The following is a 20,519-nucleotide window of genomic DNA, read 5'->3' as shown; positions in this document are numbered from 1 at the left end:
CAGCGGCGTAGCATCCACCGTCACCCGCGCAAGCTTTGGCTGGCGATAGGCGGCCACGGCCCTATATTCGCAAACATATGCTCGATATCCAGAACAGTCTCGCCCATCCGCTCGTCATTCGCCGCGAGGACTATACCCCGCCCGAGTGGCTGGTCCCCGAGACGAAACTGGCGTTCGACCTCGATCCGTCGACCACCCGCGTAACGGCTACATTGTCGGTGACGCGCAACGGCGATCACGCCGCACCGCTGCGGCTCGACGGCGCGGGCCAGAAGCCGCTCTCGGTCACGGTCGACGGCGTGACGATCAACGACTGGCGGATCGACGGCGAACAGTTCGTCATCCCGCTCACCGGCACCGCGCACGTCGTCGAGACGCAGGTCGAGATCGCCCCCGATCGCAACACGCAGTTGATGGGACTCTACGCCTCGGGCGGCAATCTCTGCACCCAGTGCGAGGCCGAAGGCTTCCGTCGCATCACCTATTTCCCCGACCGCCCCGACGTGCTCAGCGTCTATTCGGTCCAGATGACCGCCGACAGGAAGCACTTCCCCGTGCTGCTCGCGAACGGCGATCCCGTCGCGCAGGGCGATCTCGACGACGGCCGCCACTGGGCGACCTGGCACGATCCGTTCCCCAAGCCGTCGTACCTGTTCGCACTGGTCGCCGGCGACCTCGCGGTGAACCGCAGCAGCTTCACGACGATGTCCGGCCGCGAGGTGTCGCTCGGCATCTGGGTGCGCGAGGCCGACCTGCCCAAGACCGACCACGCGTTGAAGGCGCTCGAGCTCGCGATGGCGTGGGACGAGACGACCTATGGCCGCGAGTATGACCTCGACGTGTTCAACATCGTTGCGGTCGACGATTTCAACTTCGGCGCGATGGAGAACAAGGGCCTCAACATCTTCAACTCGCGCTACATCCTCGCCGACCCGGATACCGCGACCGACTACGACTATGACGCGATCGCTGCGGTCGTCGCGCACGAATATTTCCACAACTGGTCGGGCAACCGGATCACCTGCCGCGACTGGTTCCAGCTGTCGCTGAAGGAAGGCTTCACGGTCTATCGCGACCAGGGCTTCTCCGCCGACCAGGGTTCGCGCGCGGTCAAGCGGATCGAGGACGTCCGCGGCCTGCGCGCGTCGCAGTTCCCCGAAGATTCGGGCCCGCTCGCGCACCCCGTGCGCCCTGAATCCTACCAGGAGATCTCCAACTTCTACACCGCGACCATCTACAACAAGGGCGCCGAACTGATCCGGATGATGGCCGCGATCCTCGGCCCGCAGGGCTTCCGCGCCGGCACCGACCTGTATTTCGACCGGTACGACGGGACGGCGGCGACCTGCGAGGATTTCGTCACCTCTATGGAGGAGGGCGGCAACGTCGACCTCACCCAGTTCCGCCTCTGGTATTCGCAGGCGGGCACCCCGCGCGTCTCGGCGAGCCTCTCGCACGACGGAGACCGCGCGACGCTGCGGCTCGCACAGCAGGTACCCGCGACGCCCGGCCAGCCGGTTAAGTCGCCAATGGTCCTGCCGTTGCGTGTGAAGCTGTTCGGTGCCGAATCGGGTGCGCCGCTGACCGACGAGCGCCTCGTCCTGTTCGACGACACGCTCGACACGATCGAATTCGAAGGCCTCGCCGAGCGCCCGGTGCTGTCGATCAACCGCGGCTTCTCCGCCCCCGTGGTGGTCGAGAGCGACCGCACCGCCGCCGATCTCGCCTTCCTCAGTGCGCACGATGACGATCCGTTCGCGCGCTACGAGGCAATGCAGCAGTTGATGCTCGATACGCTGGTCGCCTCGGCCGGCGGGCATGCGGATCACGAGGGCGTCATCGCCGCGGTCGCGAACACGCTCGCCAATACCGATCTCGATCTGGCCTTCGTCGCCGAGGCGGTGTTGCTGCCGTCGGAGAGCTTCATCGGCGACCAGATGGCCGTCGTCGATCCCGACGCGATCTTCCGCGCACGCGCAGCGCTGCGCCGCGATCTCGGCACGCGGCTGGAGGCGCAATGGCGGCAGGCGTATGCGCGGGGTGAGGGTCAGCCCTACGCCTATACGCCGGAGGGCAAGGGCCTGCGTCGCCTGCGAACCGTCGCACTCGGCTATATAGCGGCGAGCGGCGCGGCGGATGCGGCGGACCTCGCCTTCGCGCAGTTCGATTCGGCCGACAACATGACCGACCGGATGGGTGCGCTGACGACGCTGGTCAGCAGCGAGTCCGAGATCCGCACCACCGCGCTCGACATCTTCTACAGTCAATATTGCGACAACCCGCTGGTGCTCGACAAGTGGTTCCAGGCGCAAGCGCAGTCGTCGCGCGACTATACCGGCGCGATCGTCGCGGGGCTGGCCGAGCATGCCGACTTCACGCTGACCAACCCCAACCGCGCGCGATCGCTGATCGGCGCATTCGGCGCGAACCAGCGTGCGTTCAATACCGCCGATGGGAGTGGGTATCGGTTCCTAGCGGATCAGCTCATCGCGCTCGACCGGTTGAACCCACAGACCGCGGCGAAACTCCTGCCGCCGCTCGGCCGCTGGCGCCGATTCGATGCGGCGCGCGCCGGGTTGATGCGCGCGGAACTGGAGCGGATCGTGCGGACGTCGGGGCTGTCGAAGGACCTGTTCGAACAGGCGTCCAAGAGTCTAGAAGGCTGAACCTGATCCTCCCCTGCAAGGGGAGGTGGCAGCGCATTGCGCTGACGGAGGGGTGACGCGCCGTCGATGGAGTGTCACCCCTCCGTCGCTTCGCGCCACCTCCCCTTGCAGGGGAGGATCATGGACAATGCTCTACCTCCGACTAGCAAAGAACTCGCGCAGGATCCCCGCAGCCTCGGTCTCCGCAATTCCCGCATAAACCTCAGGCCGATGATGACACGTCGGCTGCCCGAAAAACCGCGGTCCATGCTCCACCGCACCGCCCTTAACATCCGCCGCCCCATAATAGAGCCGCGCGATCCGGGCATGCGCGATCGCCCCAGCACACATCGCGCATGGCTCCAGCGTCACCCAGAGATCGCACCCCTCGAGCCGGTCGCTGCCCAGAACCAAAGCAGCAGCGCGAATCGCCTGGATCTCTGCATGCGCAGTCGGATCGCACAACGACCGCGGCGCATTGGCCCCCGTCGCGATAATCACGCCGTCCCTAACGACAACGGCGCCAACCGGGACTTCCCCAGCCAGCGCCGCATCGCGTGCCGCGTCGAGCGCGCGGCGCATGGGTTCGGGGACGGGAAACATGGCCTCAGGCCCTGCCCCGCCGCCCGCCCCGCGTAAAGATCAGTTCGGTGCCTGGCTGTTCGCCGGCTTCTCGACGTTGATCGTCGGCACCGCGACGGTCTTGTTCTCCGTACCGAGCGTGACCTTGGCGACGTCGGCCTGAAACTTCGGCGCCTGGACCACCCCGGGGCGAGTCTGATCGATGTTGATGATCCCGAAATACATCAGGCCGACCACGACGAGCACCGCGATCGCGACGAGTGACAAGAGCGTACGCATGAGACATCCCCTTTTATTGAACAGTTCGATAGCGTAACAACGTCGCCGAGCGCTGCCGGTTGCACAACGCGTTTTACGTGAATCGGTTGACGAAAGCCGGCGTGCCAGCTATCCGCGCGCCTTTCCGGGGTTCCTCCCGACACTTGAATAGGTAATCACATGTCGCGCATTTGCGAACTGACCGGCAAGGGCCGGATGGTCGGGAACAACGTCTCCCACGCCAACAACAAGACCAAGCGCACGTTCCTGCCGAACCTGCAGAACGTCACGCTTCTCTCCGATTCGCTCGAGAAGGGCGTCAAGCTGCGCGTCTCGACGCATGGCCTGCGCACCGTCGAGCATAACGGTGGCCTCGACAACTGGCTGGTGAAGACCTCGGACGACAAGCTGTCGCTCCGCGTTCGCCGCCTCAAGCGCGAAGTCGTCAAGAAGATCGCATCGTCGGCAGTCGCCGCCTAACAGCGACGATTGAGGTCCCCGCTGCATAGCGGCGGGCAAGACGATCACCGCGGCCCGCCCTGCACCACGCAGGGCGGGCCGTCGGCGTTTGTGGGCTAGCGATCCAGCATGAACTTCAGCAGCAGAGTCCGCTGGAGAAACATCTGGTTGTCGTCCGACACGATCCACACGATCGTCGCGCCGTTCTCGACCGTCGTGTCGATCCCTTCGAAATTATCGTGGATCAGCGGCGCATCGATCGTCGCGATCAGACGGCCGCGCGCGATTCGCCCCGCCGCCACGTCCCGTGCCGCGACCCGCGATATCCGCGCCGAGAACGTGAACGGCAGTCGGAAACCACGATCGAGCACGAGCAGGTCGCCATTCGGCAACGCGGTGACGTCCGACGGGTCATATCGCCCGAACGGCTCATACGCGAATCGCTCAGGCACCCCCGCTCCGGCCGGATCGCCCGCGAAGATCAGCGCCTCCCGCGTATGCAGCCGCTCGCCTTCCGACCCGGACCAGTCTTGCCGACGGACATGTGCCTCCTCGCTGATGACGACGAAACGCCCATCGGGCAGCTGCGCCATCGATTCGGGACCGCCGTTCGACGGCCATTTCCGCATCGCCTCCGGCATCACCCGCGCCTCGTACCGCGCAAATCCCGCAGCATAGCGCCAGATCGAATTACCATTCTCGAAGCCGACCCAGATTTTCCCCGTAACCGGATCGATCGCCATCGATTCGCTGTCGCGGTCGCGCTTTTCCCAGCCGATGCCAGGCCCCGCAGGCAGGTTCTCGAACGCGACCCGGTGCGGGAGCCAGTCGGCCCCCATGTCGAACTGGACGATATTGCCGCCGTCGCTCAGCATCGTGAAGCGATTGCCGTTCGCCGCCGGCGCAACGTCGAGCGACGAGAATCCCCCAAACGCCGGATCGCGACTGTCGAGCGCCACCCCGCCAAGATAGGTGAGCCCGCCGACCCGCACATGCCGCGGTCTGGTGCGATCGAGCATCACGCGCGTCGCGGTCAACTGCGCACGCTTGCCGAGCAGGTCGAGCCGCGCTTCGCCCGACCAGGTCGGCACGATCGCGCAGACGCTCACGACGACGAACAGGACAGAGATCAAGCGCCGCATCGCATCCCTCATAGGGTGTCCGGCGATCCGCGGAAGCATGAACAGCGGATAACGGAGGCATTCAGGCTTAGCTCAATGCGAATCACCCATAAGCGTCTCATCGAGGATAGAAGCACGGCCCTCGCCGCCGCCGAAATCCCCAACGGGAGACGCACGATGTTCAAGACTTTTACACTCGCCGCCAGTGCCCTCGCATTGGGTGCGACCGCCCTCGTGCCCGCCGCCGCCGATGCGCAGCGCTGGGGCTCGCGCTACGAGCGTGGCTACGATGGCTACCAGGGTGGCGGCTACCGCGATGGTGGCTACGACCGTGGCTATCGCGGCGACTACCGCGAGTATCGCGGCAACGACCGCCGCTACAACGCGCGCAGCCGTCGCGGCTGCGACAACACCGGCGGCACGATCATCGGCGCGCTCGCCGGCGGTCTGCTCGGCCACACCATCGCCGGTCGTGGTGACCGGACGCTAGGCGCAGTCCTCGGTGCAGCCGGTGGCGGCCTCGCCGGCAATGCAATCGATAAGTCGGATAATCCGGGGTACTGCCGGCGGTAAGCCCGGCAAAGCCCGGGCCGGTGCTAGCGAAAGCGAGCAACCGCCGGCACGGACGGCGGGCAGGCTCAGCCTGACCCGACCGACGACGGCTTTGCCGACGTCCCGCCCGTTCGAGCCCAACCAGTTTCCCAGTTCCCTCGCGTAGCGTATCGAGGGCGAGGGCCGGCTTCCCATACGGGAGCCGGCCCTTTGTTCGTCTATCGTTTTCCTGCGAACGCAGGGATCCAGGGTTACTCAGCCCAGACCGCGCAACTCTGGCCTCCTGCATTCGCAGAAGAACAAGACATTACGCAATCCGCTCAGGCACTTCCGCCGCATCCTCGGCAATCGCCGCAGCCGGCGCCACCGCCTCCCAGGGAAACACGAACCAGTCCTTCGTCACAGCCCGGTCGATCGTCCGCGCACAATACTCGATCCGCTCGGCCGAACTGACGTTGTCGATCAGCATCGCAAACCGCACCGCCCCCTCGACCGCACCTGCCGCCGCCAGCGCGCCGCGCAGATGCGTGATCGTCCGCCCCGAATCATTGATGTCGTCGAGAAACAACAGCCGCTCACCCTCGCGCGTGCGCGCGGCAAGCTTGACCAGCGGTTCGTCGGCAAAGTCCTTCACCTGGCTCGAATAATCGACCGACAGCGTCGGCAATCCGATCGCATGGCTGAGGAACACCGCCGGCACGAGCCCACCGCGACCGATCCCGATGATATAATCGGGTTTCCACGCGGTATCCTCGACCAGCTTGGCGGCGAGGATGTGGATTGCAGCGACGAACTCGTGCTGCGGGATGGGGGTAAAGATCGGCATTGGCAGCATGCTAGCGGGTCAAGGCGAAGACTTCACCCAAAACCCGCCCGCCTTGCGCCACTTGTGTAACGCCCACTCCTTGTTTCCCCGCAAAGGCGGGGACCCAGTCTGGGCTCCCGCCGTCAGGGCCCCTTCAAAGTATTACTTTGAAGGGAGACCCTTCGCGGGAGAACAAAAATCGGGAGTTGTCTAAGCAGCTCAGATCGTGTCCAACGCCTGCTCGAAATCGGCGATCAGATCGTCCGGATCCTCCACCCCGATCGAGATCCGGACGAGGTTGTCCGTGATCCCCAGCGCCTGCTTGCGCGCATCCGGCACCGACAGATGCGTCATCCCCGCAGGATGGCTAGCCAGTGTCTCGGTCCCACCCAGCGACACCGCCAGCTTGGCGATCTTCAGCGCATCGAGGAACGCGAAGCTCTCGCGCTCGCCGCCCTTGAGATACAGCGAGAAGGTCGAACCGCCGCCCGTGCAATGGCGACGATAGATGTCCGCTTGCCGCTCCATACCCGGCTCGTCCTCGAGGAAGCCCAGATACGCGACCCGCTCCACCTTCGGATGGTGACGGAGAAAAGCGCAGACCTTCGCCGCGTTCTCTCCTGCACGGCTCATCCGCAGTTCGAGAGTCTCCAGCGATCGCAACAGCATCCACGCGGTGTTCGGATCGGTGATCGTCCCGATCGTGTTCCGCATCGTCCGGATCGTGTTGATGTGCTCCTTCGACCCCAGCACGCCGCCCGCGACCAGATCCGAATGCCCGCCGACATACTTGGTCAGCGAGTACACGACGATATCCGCACCATGCTTGAGCGGCTGGAACCACAGCGGTCCGAGGAAGGTGTTGTCGATCGCGATCGGCGGCTTCTCACCCTTGAAGATCGCGTCACGGCTGGCCGCGACCGCCTCGACGTCGACCAGCGCGTTGGTCGGGTTCGCCGGGCTTTCGAGATAGATAAGCGCGACGTTACCGGTCGCCGCCTCGGTCATCACCGCGTCGATCTCCTCGCGCGTCGCACCAGCCGGGAAGTCGAGCCACTTGACCCCGAACTTGCCGAGCACGCGCCCGATCAGCGTCTCGGTCGCCGCGTACAACGGCCCCGAATGGACGATCGTGTCGCCCGGCTTGACCATCGCCAGGAACAGCGTGGCGATCGCCGACATGCCCGACGAGAAGGCGAGCGCGTCCTCCGCCTCTTCCCAGACGCCAAGACGATCCTCGAGGATTTCCTGGTTCGGCCCGTTGAAGCGCGAATAGACGAGCCCCTCGGCACCGCCCGGACGCTTGCCGGTAACGCCTTCGAAGTGACGCTTGCCCGCCGCCGCATTGGGAAACACGAACGTCGAGGTGAGGAAGATCGGCGGCTTCAGCGAGCCTTCCGACAGCGCGGGGTCGTAGCCGTGGCCCATCATCAGCGTCGACGGCTTCAGTTTCCGCCCGCCGATCTTCTCGATCTCGGGCTTCGGCGCGACGCGTGCCGCTACGCCGGTCAGGTCCGCTTCGGTTTCGGCGGGGACGGCGCCGGCGTTTTCGGGGGTATCGGACATCAATATGCTCCTGCGTGGCCCGTCTTATGCGAGCCGATGTGCGGAGCCTAAACGACCGGCGCAGGCTTTGGGAACCGTTACGGCCTTCCGTTACAGCCCGATTATGCTGATCTGGCGCCCATAGGAGGGCTCGCCGCGATGGGTCGCGCGCCGATAGCTGAAGAAGCGATCGTCATCGGTGTACGTGTCGAGCCCGAGCGCCTCGATCCGGCCGATCCCGGCGACCGCGAGACGGCTGACGACATAGGCCTCCAGGTCGAACTGGTAATGATCGCCCCTGTTCTCGACGGCGCGACCGTCCGCGAAGAAGCGCTCGTTCTCCGGATCCGCCTCGCAGAACCGGCGGATGAAGCCGTCGTCGACCTCATAGCTGGCGCGCGCGATGCACGGCCCGACCGCGGCGACGATCCGGTCGCGGTGCGCACCGATCGCCTCCATCGCGAGGATCGTCGCATCGGTGACGCCGCCGAGCGCGCCTTTCCAGCCGGCATGGGCTGCCGCAACGACGCCGGCGTGCGCGTCGGCGAACAAGACGGGCGCGCAGTCCGCGGTGAGGATGCCGAGCGCGAGGCCGGGCCGGTCAGTGACCAGCGCATCGGCATGCGGACGGATCGCGTCGTCGAACGGCTCGATCACGGTGACCGCGTCGGCGGAATGGACTTGATAGAGACCGACGAGTCTCGCACCGGGCAGCACCGCCTCGGTAGCGCGACGGCGGTTCTCGGCGATGTGGGCGGGATCATCATGGGAGCCGATGCCGACGTTGAGGCTGGCATACGCCCCGGTCGAGACACCGCCACGCCGGCCGAGAAAGCCATGCGGGATGTCGCCAAGCGCCTTCGCGCGGATGAGGTCGATGGTCATAGCGACCGCCCCTCAGATAGCTCCACCCCGGCGAAGGCCGGGGCCCAATTGGGGGACGTTGCTGACAGGGGACTGCGCATCGTTACTGCAACCTTTCCAATTGGGCCCCGGCCTCCGCCGGGGTGGTACCGTTCCGCGCGATGCTGGTAGCGCCGACGATCACAGCACAAGCCGCATGATCCGGTCATCATCAGGCTGCTCCCCGACCATGAACACATACCGCCCGATCTCGACGAAGCCGTATCGCTGATAGAACCGATGCGCCCGGTGGTTGTCCACATACACGCTAAGGATAACTTCCGTCCGGCCATCGGCCCGTGCGACATCGATCACCCAGTCCATCAACGCCGGGCCGACACCCGCACCATGCTGGTCGCTGCGCACGTAAAGCTGGTGAAGTTCGATCGCCGTCGCCTGCCAGTCGCCGGGAAACGCCACCGGGCCGATCTTCGCAAACCCGACGATCTCACCCGCCTCGTCCACCGCGACCCGCACCGTGAAGGCAGGGTCGGACAGTTGCGCCGGAAGCCCGTTCTCGCCAAACGTCTGCTCCAGGAACGCGGCGAGGTCTTCAGGCCGGTACAGCGTACCGAACGTATCGGTGAAAGACTGCTTCGCCATCGAACCGAGTTCTGCACCGTCGGCGGGCACCGCATTGCGATAGGCGATCATGCGAATGCCGCCGGTGTCGGCCAGTTCGGCGCGGTGATCGCCAGCGCTTTGAAGAGCGTACCCATATCGTCCATCAACCTCCTCCGATCCGCCGCCAGTGCTTCCGCCCGCGCAGGCGACGCCTTGGCGAGCGCCGACGTCCGCGAATCGATCCCGAGCGCGCCGAGCAGGTCGCGCTGCGTCACCGGCCCCCATGCGACCGCGCCCTCCGTTTGGGCGGCCGCAGCGAGCGTGGTGAAGTCGACATGCGCGGTCAGGTCGTGCTCGCCGGGCGCCTCGAACGGATTGGCGAACGCATGCCCGCGCACCGCCTGCAACGTGTCGCCGAGCGCCGGCCCCTCATAGCCATAGTCGATCGCGATCAGCGCACCGCCCTGCGCGGCGATCCGCTTGGCGAGACCACGGATGATGGTCACGGCGGCAGGCGAGGTTTCCAGGATCGAGCCTGCGGGCGCGTCGCGGAACGGCTCGGGGATGACGGCATCCGGGAGCGGCTTCCCGGCGATCGGCAGGAACAGCAGGTCCTGCGCCGCGACGAGCCGTTCATGCCACTGCTCGCGCTTCACCAACTGCCGGATCGGCAGCGCGTCGAAGAACTCGTTGGCGACGACGATCAGCGGGCGATCGGTGGGCAACGTGTCGACCGCGTCGTGCCACGTCGCAGCGGGCACGCGCTCGGCCTGCGCGGCACGCAGCGCGGGGCTGGTCTCGACGAAATGTACCGGCGGCTCCAGCCCGGCCTTCGCCATCGCCCGCGCGGCATCGGCGGCCAGCGTCCCGCGACCCGGCCCGAGCTCGACCCACGCCACCTCGGGCCGCCCAGCGCGGTCCCAAAGATCAGCACACCACAAACCGACAAGCTCGCCGAACATCTGGCTGATCTCGGGCGCAGTGGTGAAGTCGCCCGCCGCCCCCAACGGGTCGCGCGTCGCATAATAATGCGCGTTCGCCGCCGCCATATACTGCGCAACGGGAATCGGACCCGCGAGCGCAATCGCTCGGGCGAGACGTTCCGGGAGGGCGGTGTCTATCCCCCTTCCGCTTGCGGGAGGGGTTAGGGGAGGGGCTGGATTATCGTTGGCCATGACATTTGCGGCCATGCCCTCCCCCAACCCCTCCCGCAAGCGGGAGGGGCGTTAAGCGACGCTCGCCGTCCCCGCGATCGACTCGACCCGCACGCGCCGCTTGGCCGACGTCGCCACCAGATACGCGCCACCGACGATCATCGGCACGCACAGCCACTGCCCCATGTGCAGCCCGGTATGCTCGGCAAACGCCCGCAGCTGCGAATCCGGCTCGCGGAAGAACTCGACGGTAAACCGCGCGATCCCGTACCCCAGCACGAACAACCCGACGAGCTTGCCCGGGTCATACCGCGCCTTGGTCTTCCAGAACGCGAACCACAGCAGCGCGAACAGGACGATACCCTCCAGCCCCGCCTCGTACAGCTGGCTCGGGTGCCGCGCCGGCTCGACCATCCCGAACGGCACCGTGCGCTCGAAGATGATCCCCCACGCAACATCGGTCGGCTTGCCCCACAGTTCGCCATTCACGAAGTTCGCCAGCCGCCCGAAGAACAGTCCGAAGGGCACGCAGCACGCGATATAATCGTGCACGCGCAACCAGTTGAGCTGGTGCTTCCGCGCGAACAGGATCAGCCCGATCGACGTGCCGATGACGCCGCCATGAAACGACATGCCGCCATCCCAGAGCCGGAAGATACGCAGCGGATGCAGGAACATCTCCGGCGCGTAGAAGATCACATAGCCGAGCCGCCCGCCGAGGATGATGCCGAGCGTCGCGTAGAACACCAGGTCGTCGGCATGCCGCCGCGCCATCGGTGCGCCGGGCTGGGCGAGCAGCTTCAGCAGATACCACCAGCCGAGCAGGATCCCGCCGATATAGGCAAGGCTGTACCAACGCAGCGTAAAGAAGCCGATCGAGAAGACGTCGGGGTGGAGCCCCAGATCCTCGAAGCGGATGTGACTGCCGACGGCAGCTGAAATGGTCGACAGGATCAAAGGCTTTTCCCCACGCGTTCGCCCCTGCATAAAGACCGATAACGATAAGACCAAGTAGGAGAGCGATATGCGGACCGAGCTCGATACAGCTATGGATTCGACGATGGCCGCGCTGACCGCGCCCGACGGCATGCTCGCGCTCGGATCGGTCGAGCGGTTCGGGGTCACGCTGCCGACGATCGCCGCCGCCCCGCCCGCGCTCAGCTATTATTTCGCGCACTACGCCAACGAGCACCGCGACGCCGTCTTCCTCGTCTCGGGCGCCGAACGGCTGACCTTCGGCGAGGTCTACGCCGCCGCCGAGCGCACCGCCCGCGCCCTGATCGGCAGGTACGGGATCACCAAAGGCGACCGAGTCGGCATCGCGATGCGCAATTCGCCGTCTTGGATTGTGCTGTACATGGGCATCATCATGGCCGGCGGCGTCGCGACCCTGCTCAACGGCTGGTGGCAGTCGGAGGAACTGGAGACCGCGATCGGCGAGGTCGATTGCGCACTCGTGTTCGCCGATCCGCCACGGGTAAGGCGCTTGGCCCAGATCGCGGGCCTACGCACGCCAGTGGTCGAGATCGACGATTCGCGACCGCTAGCCGAAGCGCTCGAAGCCGTGTTCGCAAAGGACGATCACACCGCCGACCTCCCGCTGCTCGGGCCCGAGGACCACGCGACGATCCTGTTCACGTCGGGCTCGACCGGCCAGTCGAAGGGCGCGCTCTCCGAGCATCGCGCAATCGTGCAGGGCATCTTCAATTATCTCGGCCAGGCGATGATGATGGTCGGCATCGCCACCGCGCAAGGCAATCCACCGGTCGGCCAGCCGGTTACGCTGCTGACGATCCCGCTGTTCCACATCACCGGGGAGGTACCCGTGTTCCTCCAAAGCTTCGCGATGGGGCGCAAACTCGTGCTGATGCCGAAATGGGATGCAGGCGAGGCGATGCGGCTGATCGAGGCGGAGCGCGTCACCTATTTCGTCGGCGTGCCCTTGATGAGCTTCGAGATCCTCAACCACCCCGACCGCGCGAAGTACGACCTGTCGACCGTCACCGATTTCGCCGCGGGCGGTGCACCCCGCCCGGTCGATCACGTCCGCCGCATCGACGAGGAAATGGGCGGAAGCGCGCCGCTGATCGGTTACGGCCTGACCGAGACCAACGCGGTCGGCACCGGCAACTGGCGCGGCAACTACCTCGCCAAGCCCAATTCCGCGGGACGCCCCAGCGCACCGTTGGTCGACCTCGCGATCCTCGACGATGCCGGACACCCGGTCGACCAGGGCCAGCGCGGCGAGGTCTGCATCCGCACGATCTGCAACTTCAAGGAATACTGGAACCGCCCCGACGCCACTGCCGGAGCGTTCACGTCGGACGGCTATTTCCGGACCGGCGACATCGGTTACCTCGACGAGGACGGCTACCTGTTCATCGTCGATCGCAAGAAGGACATCATCATCCGCGGCGGCGAGAACATCTCGTGCCAGGAGGTAGAGGCGGCGTTGTACGAGCATTCAGCGGTCGCGGAAGCCGCCGTGTTCGGCCTCGCAGACGAGCGCTTCGGCGAGGTCCCCGGTGCGGTGGTAGTGCCACAGGACGGCGAGACGCTGACCCCGGACGACCTGACCGCATTCCTCCACCAGCACATCGCCGCGTTCAAGATACCGCAGCGAATCTGGATTTCGGAAGAGCCGCTGCCGAGACTGGGGACGGAGAAGATCGACAAGGTGACGCTGAAAGCCACTTACCGAGCGCTAGCCTAAATTCCCTCGCCCCTACGGGGAGAGGGAGGGAGGAGCCACTTGGCGACGGAAGGGAGAGGGGCAGTGAGACTCCCGGCAAAGTCCCGGAGACCCACTCCCCCTCATCCGACGCTTCGCGCCACCTTCTCCCCGTGGGGGAGAAGGATTAGAGCCACCTCATGATTAGCAGGCGTGAGATTTTAGTCGGCGGCGGCGCGGGGATCGGGCTCGTCGTCGCCTGGGGTCTCTGGCCACGAACCTACGCCCCAAACCTCGTCGCCAACCCCGGCGAAACGCCATTCGGCGCGTGGCTCAAGATCGGCACCGACGGCCACGTCACCATCGCCGTCCCGCAAGTCGAACACGGCCAGGGCGTCTACACCACCCTCCCCCAGATCGTCGCGGACGAGCTCGGCGCGGACTGGCGCACGATCGGCGTCGAGCCCGCCCCCCTCAACCCGCTCTACGCCAACCCAATCGGCACGCACGACCTGTTCGAAAGCCTGTTCGACCGCCTCCCGCAAGGCACCCCGCAACCACCGATGCTCACCGGCGGATCCAGCTCGATCCGGATGTTCGAGCAAGCCTGCCGAGAGGCCGGCGCAGGCGCCCGCGCGCTGCTCTGCATGGCGGCGGCCAAGCGCTGGGACGCCGACTGGACCCAGGTCAACGTCGACGCCGGCTTCTGCACCTACCAAACCAAGCGCATCCGCTTCGCCGAACTCGCCGAGGAGGCCGCGAAGTTTACCCTCCCCGATCCCCTACCGCTCGGCATCCAGGGCGCCGGCAAGTTGGTCGGCAAATCCGTCCCCCGCCTCGACACCCCGTCGAAAGTCGACGGCTCGGCCAATTTCGCGGGCGACGTCCGCCTCGCCGACATGGTCCACGCCGCAATCCGCCAAGGCCCGGTCGGCAGTCGCCTGACTAGGGTCGACCGCGCCGCCGCCGATCGCATCCGCGGCGTGCTGTCGGTGGTCGAGAACCCGCGCTGGGTCGCGGCCGTCGCGACGACAGGGTGGGCCGCACAAAAGGCGCTCGACGCCCTCGCCCCGCGATTCGAGAACGACGCCCCCCTCCCCGATACCAAGTCGATCGACGCAACACTCGACGCCGCGCTAGCCCGTCCCGGCAAGCAGATGGCCTCGGCAGGCGACGTTGCCGCGACCTTCCAGGGCGCCAAGCTCCTCACCGCCGCCTACCGCGCAAGCCTGGGCCTGCACGCAGCGATCGAGACCCGCAGCGCGACCGCCTCCTTCTCGAACGGCCGCCTCGAACTCTGGCTGGCAACGCAAGCGCCGGGGCTCGCACGATCGGCAGCGGCACGCGCGGCGGACCTCAGCGAGGATGCCGTCGTCGTCCATCCGATGCTGATCGGCGGATCGTTCGGCGCCGCGCTCGAACACGATGTCGCCGAACAAGCGGCGGTGCTCGCGGTCAAACTCCGCCGCCCAGTCAGCCTCGTCTGGTCGCGCGGCGAGGATTCGCTTCACGATCACTACCGCCCACCCGCCGTCGCGAAAATGGCCGCGCGGCTCGCCCCCAACGGCGCGATCATGGGCTGGTCGGCCAACATCGCAGCCCCCTCCACCGGCGCCGAGATGGCACGCCGGATGATGCCGGGCCTCGCAACCGAAGCGGCGCTGATCGGCGTCAAAGGCGACCGCTATGCCGTCGCGGGCGCGGCGCCGGTCTATCGCATCCCCGCCTATACGGTCGAGCACCACCCCGCCGAGATCGGCATCCCGACCGGCTACCTCCGCGGTGGCGCGCATGGCTACACCGCGTTCTTCACCGAATGCTTCCTCGACGAACTCGCGCGCACCGCGCAGTCCGAACCGATGTCGTTCCGCATCGCCATGCTTGGCGGCGAACCGCGACTCGCGCGCTGTCTGTCGACCGCAGCGGCGCTCGGCGGCTGGGACGGCGGCGTCGCCGGCAGCGGCCAGGGCATCGCAGCCTACGCGTTCCGCGGCAGCTACATCGCCGTCATGGCAGAGGCGCACATCGGGGCGGACCAGCGCCCGGTGGTCGACCGCCTCGTCGCCGCGGTCGATTGCGGTGCGCAGATCAACCCCGACATCGTTCGCCAACAGATCGAGGGCGGGCTGATCTTCGGCATGGCCGCCGCACTCGGCGCATCGACCGGTTTCACCCGCGGCCTCGCCGACGCACGCGGGTTCGACACGATCGGCCTGCCCCGCCTCGCCGACACGCCCGATATCACGGTAGAGGTCATCCGTAGCGACGAAGCCCCCGGCGGCGTCGGCGAACTCGGCGTCCCCGCGGTCGCGCCCGCGATCGCCAACGCACTCTATGCGTCAACGGGCTTCCGCATCCGCAATTTGCCTTTAAGACCAGCGCCATGACCCTGCCCCCCGATCATCCCCCGATTCCGAAACCCAAGATCGGCGTGTTGCTGATGAACCTCGGCACGCCCGATGGCCCCGATGCGAAATCGGTGAAGCGCTATCTCGGCGAGTTCCTGTCCGATTCGCGCGTCGTCGAGATCCCGCAGATCGCGTGGCAGCCGATCCTGCGCGGCATCATCCTCAACACGCGCCCGAAAAAGTCCGCGCACGCCTATTCGCAGGTCTGGCGCGAGGATGGCTCGCCGCTGGCCGCGATCACGCGGTTGCAGGCGACAGCGCTGAAGGACGCATTCGGGCCAAAAGTGCTGGTCGACTGGGCGATGCGCTACGGCAATCCGTCGATCTCGGACCGGCTGACCGCGATGAAGGCAGCGGGCTGCGAACGCATCCTGCTCGCGCCGCTCTACCCGCAATATTGCGCAGCAACGACCGCGACCGCGAACGACAAGGCGTTCAAGCATCTAGCGGGGCTTCGGTGGCAGCCGGCAATCCGCACGCTCCCGCCTTACTATGACGACATGCTCTATGTCGACGCGCTAAAGGACTCGCTCGAAGAGGGGCTCTCCGCGCTTGATTTCACGCCCGACGCGATCGTGGCCAGCTTCCACGGGATGCCGAAGCGCACCTTGCAGCAGGGCGATCCGTATCACTGCCACTGCCAGAAGACCGCGCGGTTGCTCGGCGAGCGGATGGGGCGCGAGCTGACGATCGCGTTCCAGTCGCGGTTCGGGCCGCAGAAGTGGCTGGGGCCGGCGACCGACGAGACGCTCGTCGCGCTCGCCAAGGCGGGCAAGACCAAGGTCGCGATCTTCGCGCCGGGCTTTTCCGCCGATTGCCTGGAGACGCTGGAGGAACTGTCGATCCGCGGGCGCGAGAGCTTCGAAGAGGCTGGCGGGACGCACTTCGCTTACCTCCCCTGCCTCAACGACAGCCCGGTCGGCGTGGAAATGTTGCGCAGCATTTTGGCGGGCGAGCTTGAAGGATGGGTGCGGGCTGGCTAGCCTTCGGCAAAACACTGAGGAGAGAGACTGATGGCACGCGTCGCAATTGTAACCGGTGGTACGCGCGGAATCGGCGAAGCGATCAGTCTCGCATTGCAGGACATGGGCCTGACCGTCGCAGCGACCTATGCCGGCAACGACGACCGCGCGCGCGAGTTCACCGAGCGCACCGGGATCAAGGCGTACAAGTGGGACGTCGCCGACTATGACGCGTGTCAGGCCGGCTGCGCGCAGGTCGCCGCCGATCTGGGCGATGTCGATATCGTCGTGAACAACGCCGGCATCACCCGCGACGGCACGATCCTGAAGATGACGTACCAGGATTGGAAAGAGGTGATGGACACCAACCTTGGCGGGTGTTTCAACATGGCCAAGGCGGTGTTCCCAGGCATGCGCACGCGCAAATGGGGGCGGATCGTCAACATCGGCTCGATCAACGGTCAGGCCGGTCAGTATGGCCAGGTGAACTATGCTGCGGCCAAGTCCGGCATCCACGGCTTCACGAAAGCCCTGGCGCAGGAAGGCGCGCGTGCGGGCGTGACGGTCAACGCAATCGCGCCTGGGTATATCGATACGGACATGGTGGCGGCAGTGCCGGCCGACGTGCTGGAGAAGATCGTCGCGAAGATCCCGGTCGGGCGCCTTGGCCAAGCTACCGAGATCGCCCGCGGGGTCGCGTTCTTGTGTTCGGAGGAGGGCGGGTTCGTTACTGGGTCTACACTGAGCATCAATGGTGGGCAGCACATGTACTGACGGACGCAGGCAGCGCAAAGCGCAGCCGATGCCCGCGAGCAAAAGCGAAGCGGGCAGCGCCCGGCACGGCCGGCGGGTCGGCTAGCCGAACCCGTCCGACGGCGGCTTTGCCGGCGGCGCTGAGTGACTGTCTACCGGATTACAGAGGACGGTCTTGCTTGACCCTGGGCCTCCGCCTTCGCGGGGGAACTAGGAAGGGTAGCGCTGCCTAGACCGAACCCCACAGCGTCCGCAGCCAACAAGGAAGCCACCGCAAACGCCTGGCGACCTACTCCCTCTCCCCTTCGGGGAGAGGGTCGGGGTGAGGGGCAGTTCCAAATGCTGTCGCCCGTGGCGCCCCTCACCCAACTCTCTCCCCGAAGGGGAGAGGGCTAGCCCCCGTTCAACCTACGCACCCGCCAAAATCACCCGTCGCTAGCACGCTCGATATCCGCACCAACCGCGCTCAGCTTCTCCTCCAACCGCTCATACCCACGATCCAGGTGATAAACCCGCCCAACCGACGTCTCGCCATCCGCCGCAAGCCCGGCCAAAATCAAGCTCATCGAAGCCCGGAGATCGGTCGCCATCACCTGCGCCCCGACCAGCTTGTCCACCCCACGAACCACTGCAGTACGTCCGCGCACCTGGATATCCGCCCCCATCCGCGCCAGTTCCGGCACGTGCATGTAGCGGTTCTCGAAGATCGTCTCGGTCAGCACGCTGGCGCCGTCCGCCTTGCACAACATCGCCATGAACTGCGCCTGCATGTCGGTCGCGAAACCCGGATAAGGCGCGGTCGACAGCGTCAGCGGCTTCAGCACGCCGTCCGACGCGACCCGCACGCCGTCCTTGGTCGGCGTCACCGACACGCCCGCCTCGACCAGCGCATCGATCGTCGCGCCCATGTCCGGGATCGCCACGCCGACCAGCTCCAGGTCGCCGCCGGTGATCGCCGCCGCGCACGCATAGCTGCCCGCCTCGATCCGGTCGGGCATCACCGCATAGGTCGCGCCGTGCAGCCGATCGCGACCTTCGATCGTCAGCGTCTCGGTGCCGATCCCATCGATCGACGCACCCATAGCGACAAGGCAGTTGCACAGGTCGACGATCTCGGGCTCGCGCGCGGCGTTCTCGATCACGCTCGTCCCCTTGGCGAGCACCGCCGCCATCACGACATTCTCGGTCGCGCCCACAGACACGATCGGGAAGCGGAAGCGTCCGCCCGGCAGGCGCCCGCCCGGCGCGATCGCCTTCACATAGCCCGCCGCCATCTCCAGCTCGGCGCCGATCGCCTCCAGAGCACGCAGGTGAAGATCGATCGGGCGATTGCCGATGGCACAGCCCCCAGGCAGCGACACCGTCGCCTCGCCGCCACGCCCGAGCAGCGGCCCGAGCACCAGGATCGACGCGCGCATCTTGCGTACGATGTCGTACGGCGCTTCGGTCGAGGTGAGGTTCCCCGCACGGATCGTCATCACCCGGCCGAAATCTTCCGGCCGCGTCCCCTGGATCGCGGTCGACGCGCCAAGCTGGTTGAGCAGGTGACCAAAGCCGTCGACGTCCGCCAGCCGCGGCAGGTTGCGCAGCGTCAGCGGCTCTTCGGTCAGCAACGCACACGGCATCAGCGTGAGCGCGGCGTTCTTCGCCCCGGAGATGGGCAAGCGCCCGGACAGGCGATTGCCGCCGCGAATGAGAATACGGTCCATCCCGGGTGTCTATCGCGGCTGGCGTTCTGCGCAAGGGCCGCGCATCGATCGGGCGACAGGCGGACGCTGCCCCAGGGCCAAGTCCCGCGCTGGGACCTGCCCCGCGCCCTCCGCGGCGCTAACGCCCCGCGCTTGATCGACTTTAATGCGCGGAAATCCTAGCTTTGCTCTGTGGTTCTCGAACATTGGGGACCATTACAGAGTGCCGGACAGCTGCTTCGCCGACCGCGTCGGCGATCTCATCGACCTGTCGATGAACGAGAAGGCTGCGTTAGCGCGGTTGGAGGAGCGCCCGCGGGACTTGCGTCGCGGTGCCGTCCTCGTGCGCGAGAATGATCCGCAGGCCGAACTCTTCATCCTGCAACGCGGCATGGCGATGAGCTATGTGCTGCTTGACGACGGCAGCCGCCAGATTCTGCGCTTTCTTTATGCCGGCGACATGCTGGCGGTCTCGGCGCTCGTCTATCGCGATTCGCCCGAGACGGTGGTCGCGCTGACCGATTGCACGGTCTGTTCGTTCGATCGCTCGGCGATGACCGGGCTCGTCATTGATCACCCGCGGCTATCGGCGCTCATCATGGTGATGAACCAGATGGAGAAGGTCGCGCTCACCGACCGCCTCGCCGCACTCGGTCGCACCTCGGCCAAGGCGCGGATCGCCGCGCTGCTGATTGAGATGCGCAACCGGTTGCGGATGCGCGACCGCGCGATGGGCAACAGCTTTACGCTCGGCCTGACACAGGAGGAGATCGGCGACGCTACCGGACTCACCGCGGTCCACGTCAACCGCATGCTGCGACAACTCGAGGAAGACGGCCTGATCCGCCGCGAAATGGGCCGGGTCACGCTGCTCAAAGAGGTGCAACTGGCGCAGGCGGCGAACTATATCGACCGGTTCGAAGGGCTCGACCTGCGCTGGTTGCCACCCGCGCGGTAAACTCTTCCTTCAATCCTCCCCCTGGCGGGGGAGAATTAGCTCAAACCGGCAGTCTCAGGCCTTCTCCAGCGTGCACTGCAACGGATGCTGGTTCTGCTTGGCGAAATCCATCACCTGCGACACCTTGGTCTCCGCGACCTCGTAGCTGAACGTCCCGCAGACCCCGACGCCCTTCTGGTGGACGTGCAGCATCACGCGAGTCGCGGCTTCCATGTCCATCCGGAAGAAGCGCTGGAGGCACAGTACGACGAACTCCATCGGCGTATAGTCGTCGTTGAGCATCAGCACGCGGTACGGCGTCGGCTGTTTGGTCTTCGCGCGCGTCTTGGTCGCGATACCGGCGCCGGTGCCACCCCCGGTGCCATCATGGCCGTCCTCGCCATTATCGTCGCGGCGCTCGGCCATCTGCTCGCCCGTCCGCTGGGGAGTCGTCATTTCAGGGGTCAAAAGCATGCTGCCAAAATATGGCATGTCGGGGGGCAAGGGCAAGG

Annotated in this window: 19 protein-coding genes; 8 read left to right on the top strand and 11 right to left on the bottom strand. The window is 66.2% G+C overall.

The genetic code is table 11. From position 1 onward, the window contains the following. Nucleotides 1-77 precede the first annotated feature (77 nt). Nucleotides 78-2,666 carry an aminopeptidase N gene (gene pepN / locus BM244_RS07680; protein ID WP_093398386.1) on the top strand — a complete coding sequence of 863 codons (2,589 nt, stop codon included), beginning with the start codon at nt 78-80 and terminating at the stop codon, nt 2,664-2,666. 132 nt (nt 2,667-2,798) lie between these two features. Here the strand turns inward: pepN and BM244_RS07675 are convergent, their stop codons facing one another. Further along, nucleotides 2,799-3,248, bottom strand: a complete 450-nt coding sequence (locus BM244_RS07675; RefSeq protein ID WP_254784340.1) for a nucleoside deaminase — start codon at nt 3,246-3,248, stop codon at nt 2,799-2,801. Nucleotides 3,249-3,287: 39 nt separating this feature from the next. Next, complete coding sequence (locus tag BM244_RS07670; RefSeq protein WP_093398384.1) at nt 3,288-3,506, bottom strand: hypothetical protein; 219 nt, start codon at nt 3,504-3,506, stop codon at nt 3,288-3,290. A gap of 159 nt (nt 3,507-3,665) precedes the next feature. Between BM244_RS07670 and rpmB the strand changes: the two genes are divergently transcribed. Next, nucleotides 3,666-3,965 (top strand): 50S ribosomal protein L28, encoded by a 300-nt coding sequence (rpmB, locus tag BM244_RS07665; RefSeq protein WP_093398383.1) that lies wholly within the window; start codon nt 3,666-3,668, stop codon nt 3,963-3,965. Between the two features lie 95 nt (nt 3,966-4,060). Here rpmB and BM244_RS07660 read toward each other — a convergent pair whose 3' ends face one another. After that, nucleotides 4,061-5,086 (bottom strand): esterase-like activity of phytase family protein, encoded by a 1,026-nt coding sequence (locus BM244_RS07660; RefSeq protein ID WP_175518126.1) that lies wholly within the window; start codon nt 5,084-5,086, stop codon nt 4,061-4,063. Between the two features lie 156 nt (nt 5,087-5,242). On the opposite strand from BM244_RS07660, the gene BM244_RS07655 reads away from it, so the two are divergent. Continuing rightward, entirely contained in the window at nt 5,243-5,638 is a 396-nt protein-coding gene (locus tag BM244_RS07655; RefSeq protein WP_093399026.1) for a glycine zipper 2TM domain-containing protein, read from the top strand. Between the two features lie 286 nt (nt 5,639-5,924). On the opposite strand, the gene BM244_RS07650 is transcribed toward BM244_RS07655, so the two are convergent. From BM244_RS07650 to lgt, 6 genes are all read right to left on the bottom strand, one after another. Beyond that, nucleotides 5,925-6,443, bottom strand: a complete 519-nt coding sequence (locus BM244_RS07650; RefSeq protein ID WP_093398382.1) for a phosphoribosyltransferase — start codon at nt 6,441-6,443, stop codon at nt 5,925-5,927. A gap of 198 nt (nt 6,444-6,641) precedes the next feature. Then, nucleotides 6,642-7,988, bottom strand: coding sequence for a cystathionine gamma-synthase family protein (locus BM244_RS07645; RefSeq protein WP_093398381.1), 1,347 nt, complete (start codon nt 7,986-7,988; stop codon nt 6,642-6,644). Nucleotides 7,989-8,078: 90 nt separating this feature from the next. Continuing rightward, nucleotides 8,079-8,852: a peptidoglycan editing factor PgeF gene (gene pgeF / locus BM244_RS07640; protein WP_093398380.1), complete on the bottom strand. Its 774-nt coding sequence runs from the start codon at nt 8,850-8,852 to the stop codon at nt 8,079-8,081. Between the two features lie 159 nt (nt 8,853-9,011). Continuing rightward, nucleotides 9,012-9,524: a GNAT family N-acetyltransferase gene (locus BM244_RS07635; RefSeq protein WP_093398379.1), complete on the bottom strand. Its 513-nt coding sequence runs from the start codon at nt 9,522-9,524 to the stop codon at nt 9,012-9,014. After that, on the bottom strand, nt 9,521-10,483 hold the full coding sequence (locus tag BM244_RS07630; RefSeq protein WP_254784339.1) for a class I SAM-dependent methyltransferase: 963 nt from the start codon (nt 10,481-10,483) through the stop codon (nt 9,521-9,523). Before BM244_RS07630 ends, BM244_RS07635 begins: the two co-directional genes overlap by 4 nt. Nucleotides 10,484-10,660: 177 nt before the next feature. Then, complete coding sequence (gene lgt / locus BM244_RS07625; RefSeq protein ID WP_093398378.1) at nt 10,661-11,575, bottom strand: prolipoprotein diacylglyceryl transferase; 915 nt, start codon at nt 11,573-11,575, stop codon at nt 10,661-10,663. 37 nt (nt 11,576-11,612) lie between these two features. Here lgt and BM244_RS07620 point away from each other — a divergent pair, with 37 nt between their 5' ends. The 4 genes from BM244_RS07620 to phbB all read left to right on the top strand — a co-directional run bounded on the left by BM244_RS07620 (nt 11,613) and on the right by phbB (nt 17,403). Next, a complete protein-coding gene (locus BM244_RS07620; protein WP_175518125.1) occupies nt 11,613-13,301 on the top strand; it encodes a class I adenylate-forming enzyme family protein in 1,689 nt (562 codons plus the stop codon). Between the two features lie 158 nt (nt 13,302-13,459). Next, a complete protein-coding gene (locus tag BM244_RS07615; RefSeq protein ID WP_093398377.1) occupies nt 13,460-15,646 on the top strand; it encodes a xanthine dehydrogenase family protein molybdopterin-binding subunit in 2,187 nt (728 codons plus the stop codon). Continuing rightward, nucleotides 15,643-16,650 (top strand): ferrochelatase, encoded by a 1,008-nt coding sequence (gene hemH / locus BM244_RS07610; protein ID WP_093398376.1) that lies wholly within the window; start codon nt 15,643-15,645, stop codon nt 16,648-16,650. Before BM244_RS07615 ends, hemH begins: the two co-directional genes overlap by 4 nt. A 30-nt stretch (nt 16,651-16,680) precedes the next feature. Then, nucleotides 16,681-17,403 carry an acetoacetyl-CoA reductase gene (gene phbB, locus BM244_RS07605; RefSeq protein WP_056066403.1) on the top strand — a complete coding sequence of 241 codons (723 nt, stop codon included), beginning with the start codon at nt 16,681-16,683 and terminating at the stop codon, nt 17,401-17,403. Between the two features lie 404 nt (nt 17,404-17,807). Here the strand turns inward: phbB and murA are convergent, their stop codons facing one another. Then, the gene (murA, locus tag BM244_RS07600) at nt 17,808-19,091 is read right to left on the bottom strand and encodes a UDP-N-acetylglucosamine 1-carboxyvinyltransferase (protein ID WP_093398375.1); all 1,284 of its coding nucleotides are present in this window, start codon (nt 19,089-19,091) and stop codon (nt 17,808-17,810) included. Nucleotides 19,092-19,344: 253 nt separating this feature from the next. Between murA and BM244_RS07595 the strand changes: the two genes are divergently transcribed. Then, nucleotides 19,345-20,028: a Crp/Fnr family transcriptional regulator gene (locus tag BM244_RS07595; RefSeq protein ID WP_254784395.1), complete on the top strand. Its 684-nt coding sequence runs from the start codon at nt 19,345-19,347 to the stop codon at nt 20,026-20,028. A 54-nt stretch (nt 20,029-20,082) separates the two neighbouring features. Here BM244_RS07595 and clpS read toward each other — a convergent pair whose 3' ends face one another. Further along, nucleotides 20,083-20,433: an ATP-dependent Clp protease adapter ClpS gene (gene clpS / locus BM244_RS07590; protein WP_056066412.1), complete on the bottom strand. Its 351-nt coding sequence runs from the start codon at nt 20,431-20,433 to the stop codon at nt 20,083-20,085. Between the last annotated feature and the right edge of the window lie 86 nt (nt 20,434-20,519).

This window comes from Sphingomonas sp. OK281 (assembly GCF_900115295.1).
Taxonomy (GTDB): domain Bacteria; phylum Pseudomonadota; class Alphaproteobacteria; order Sphingomonadales; family Sphingomonadaceae; genus Sphingomonas.
Note: the sequence above shows the minus strand (reverse complement) of the source record. Positions and strands in the feature narration are given on the sequence as shown.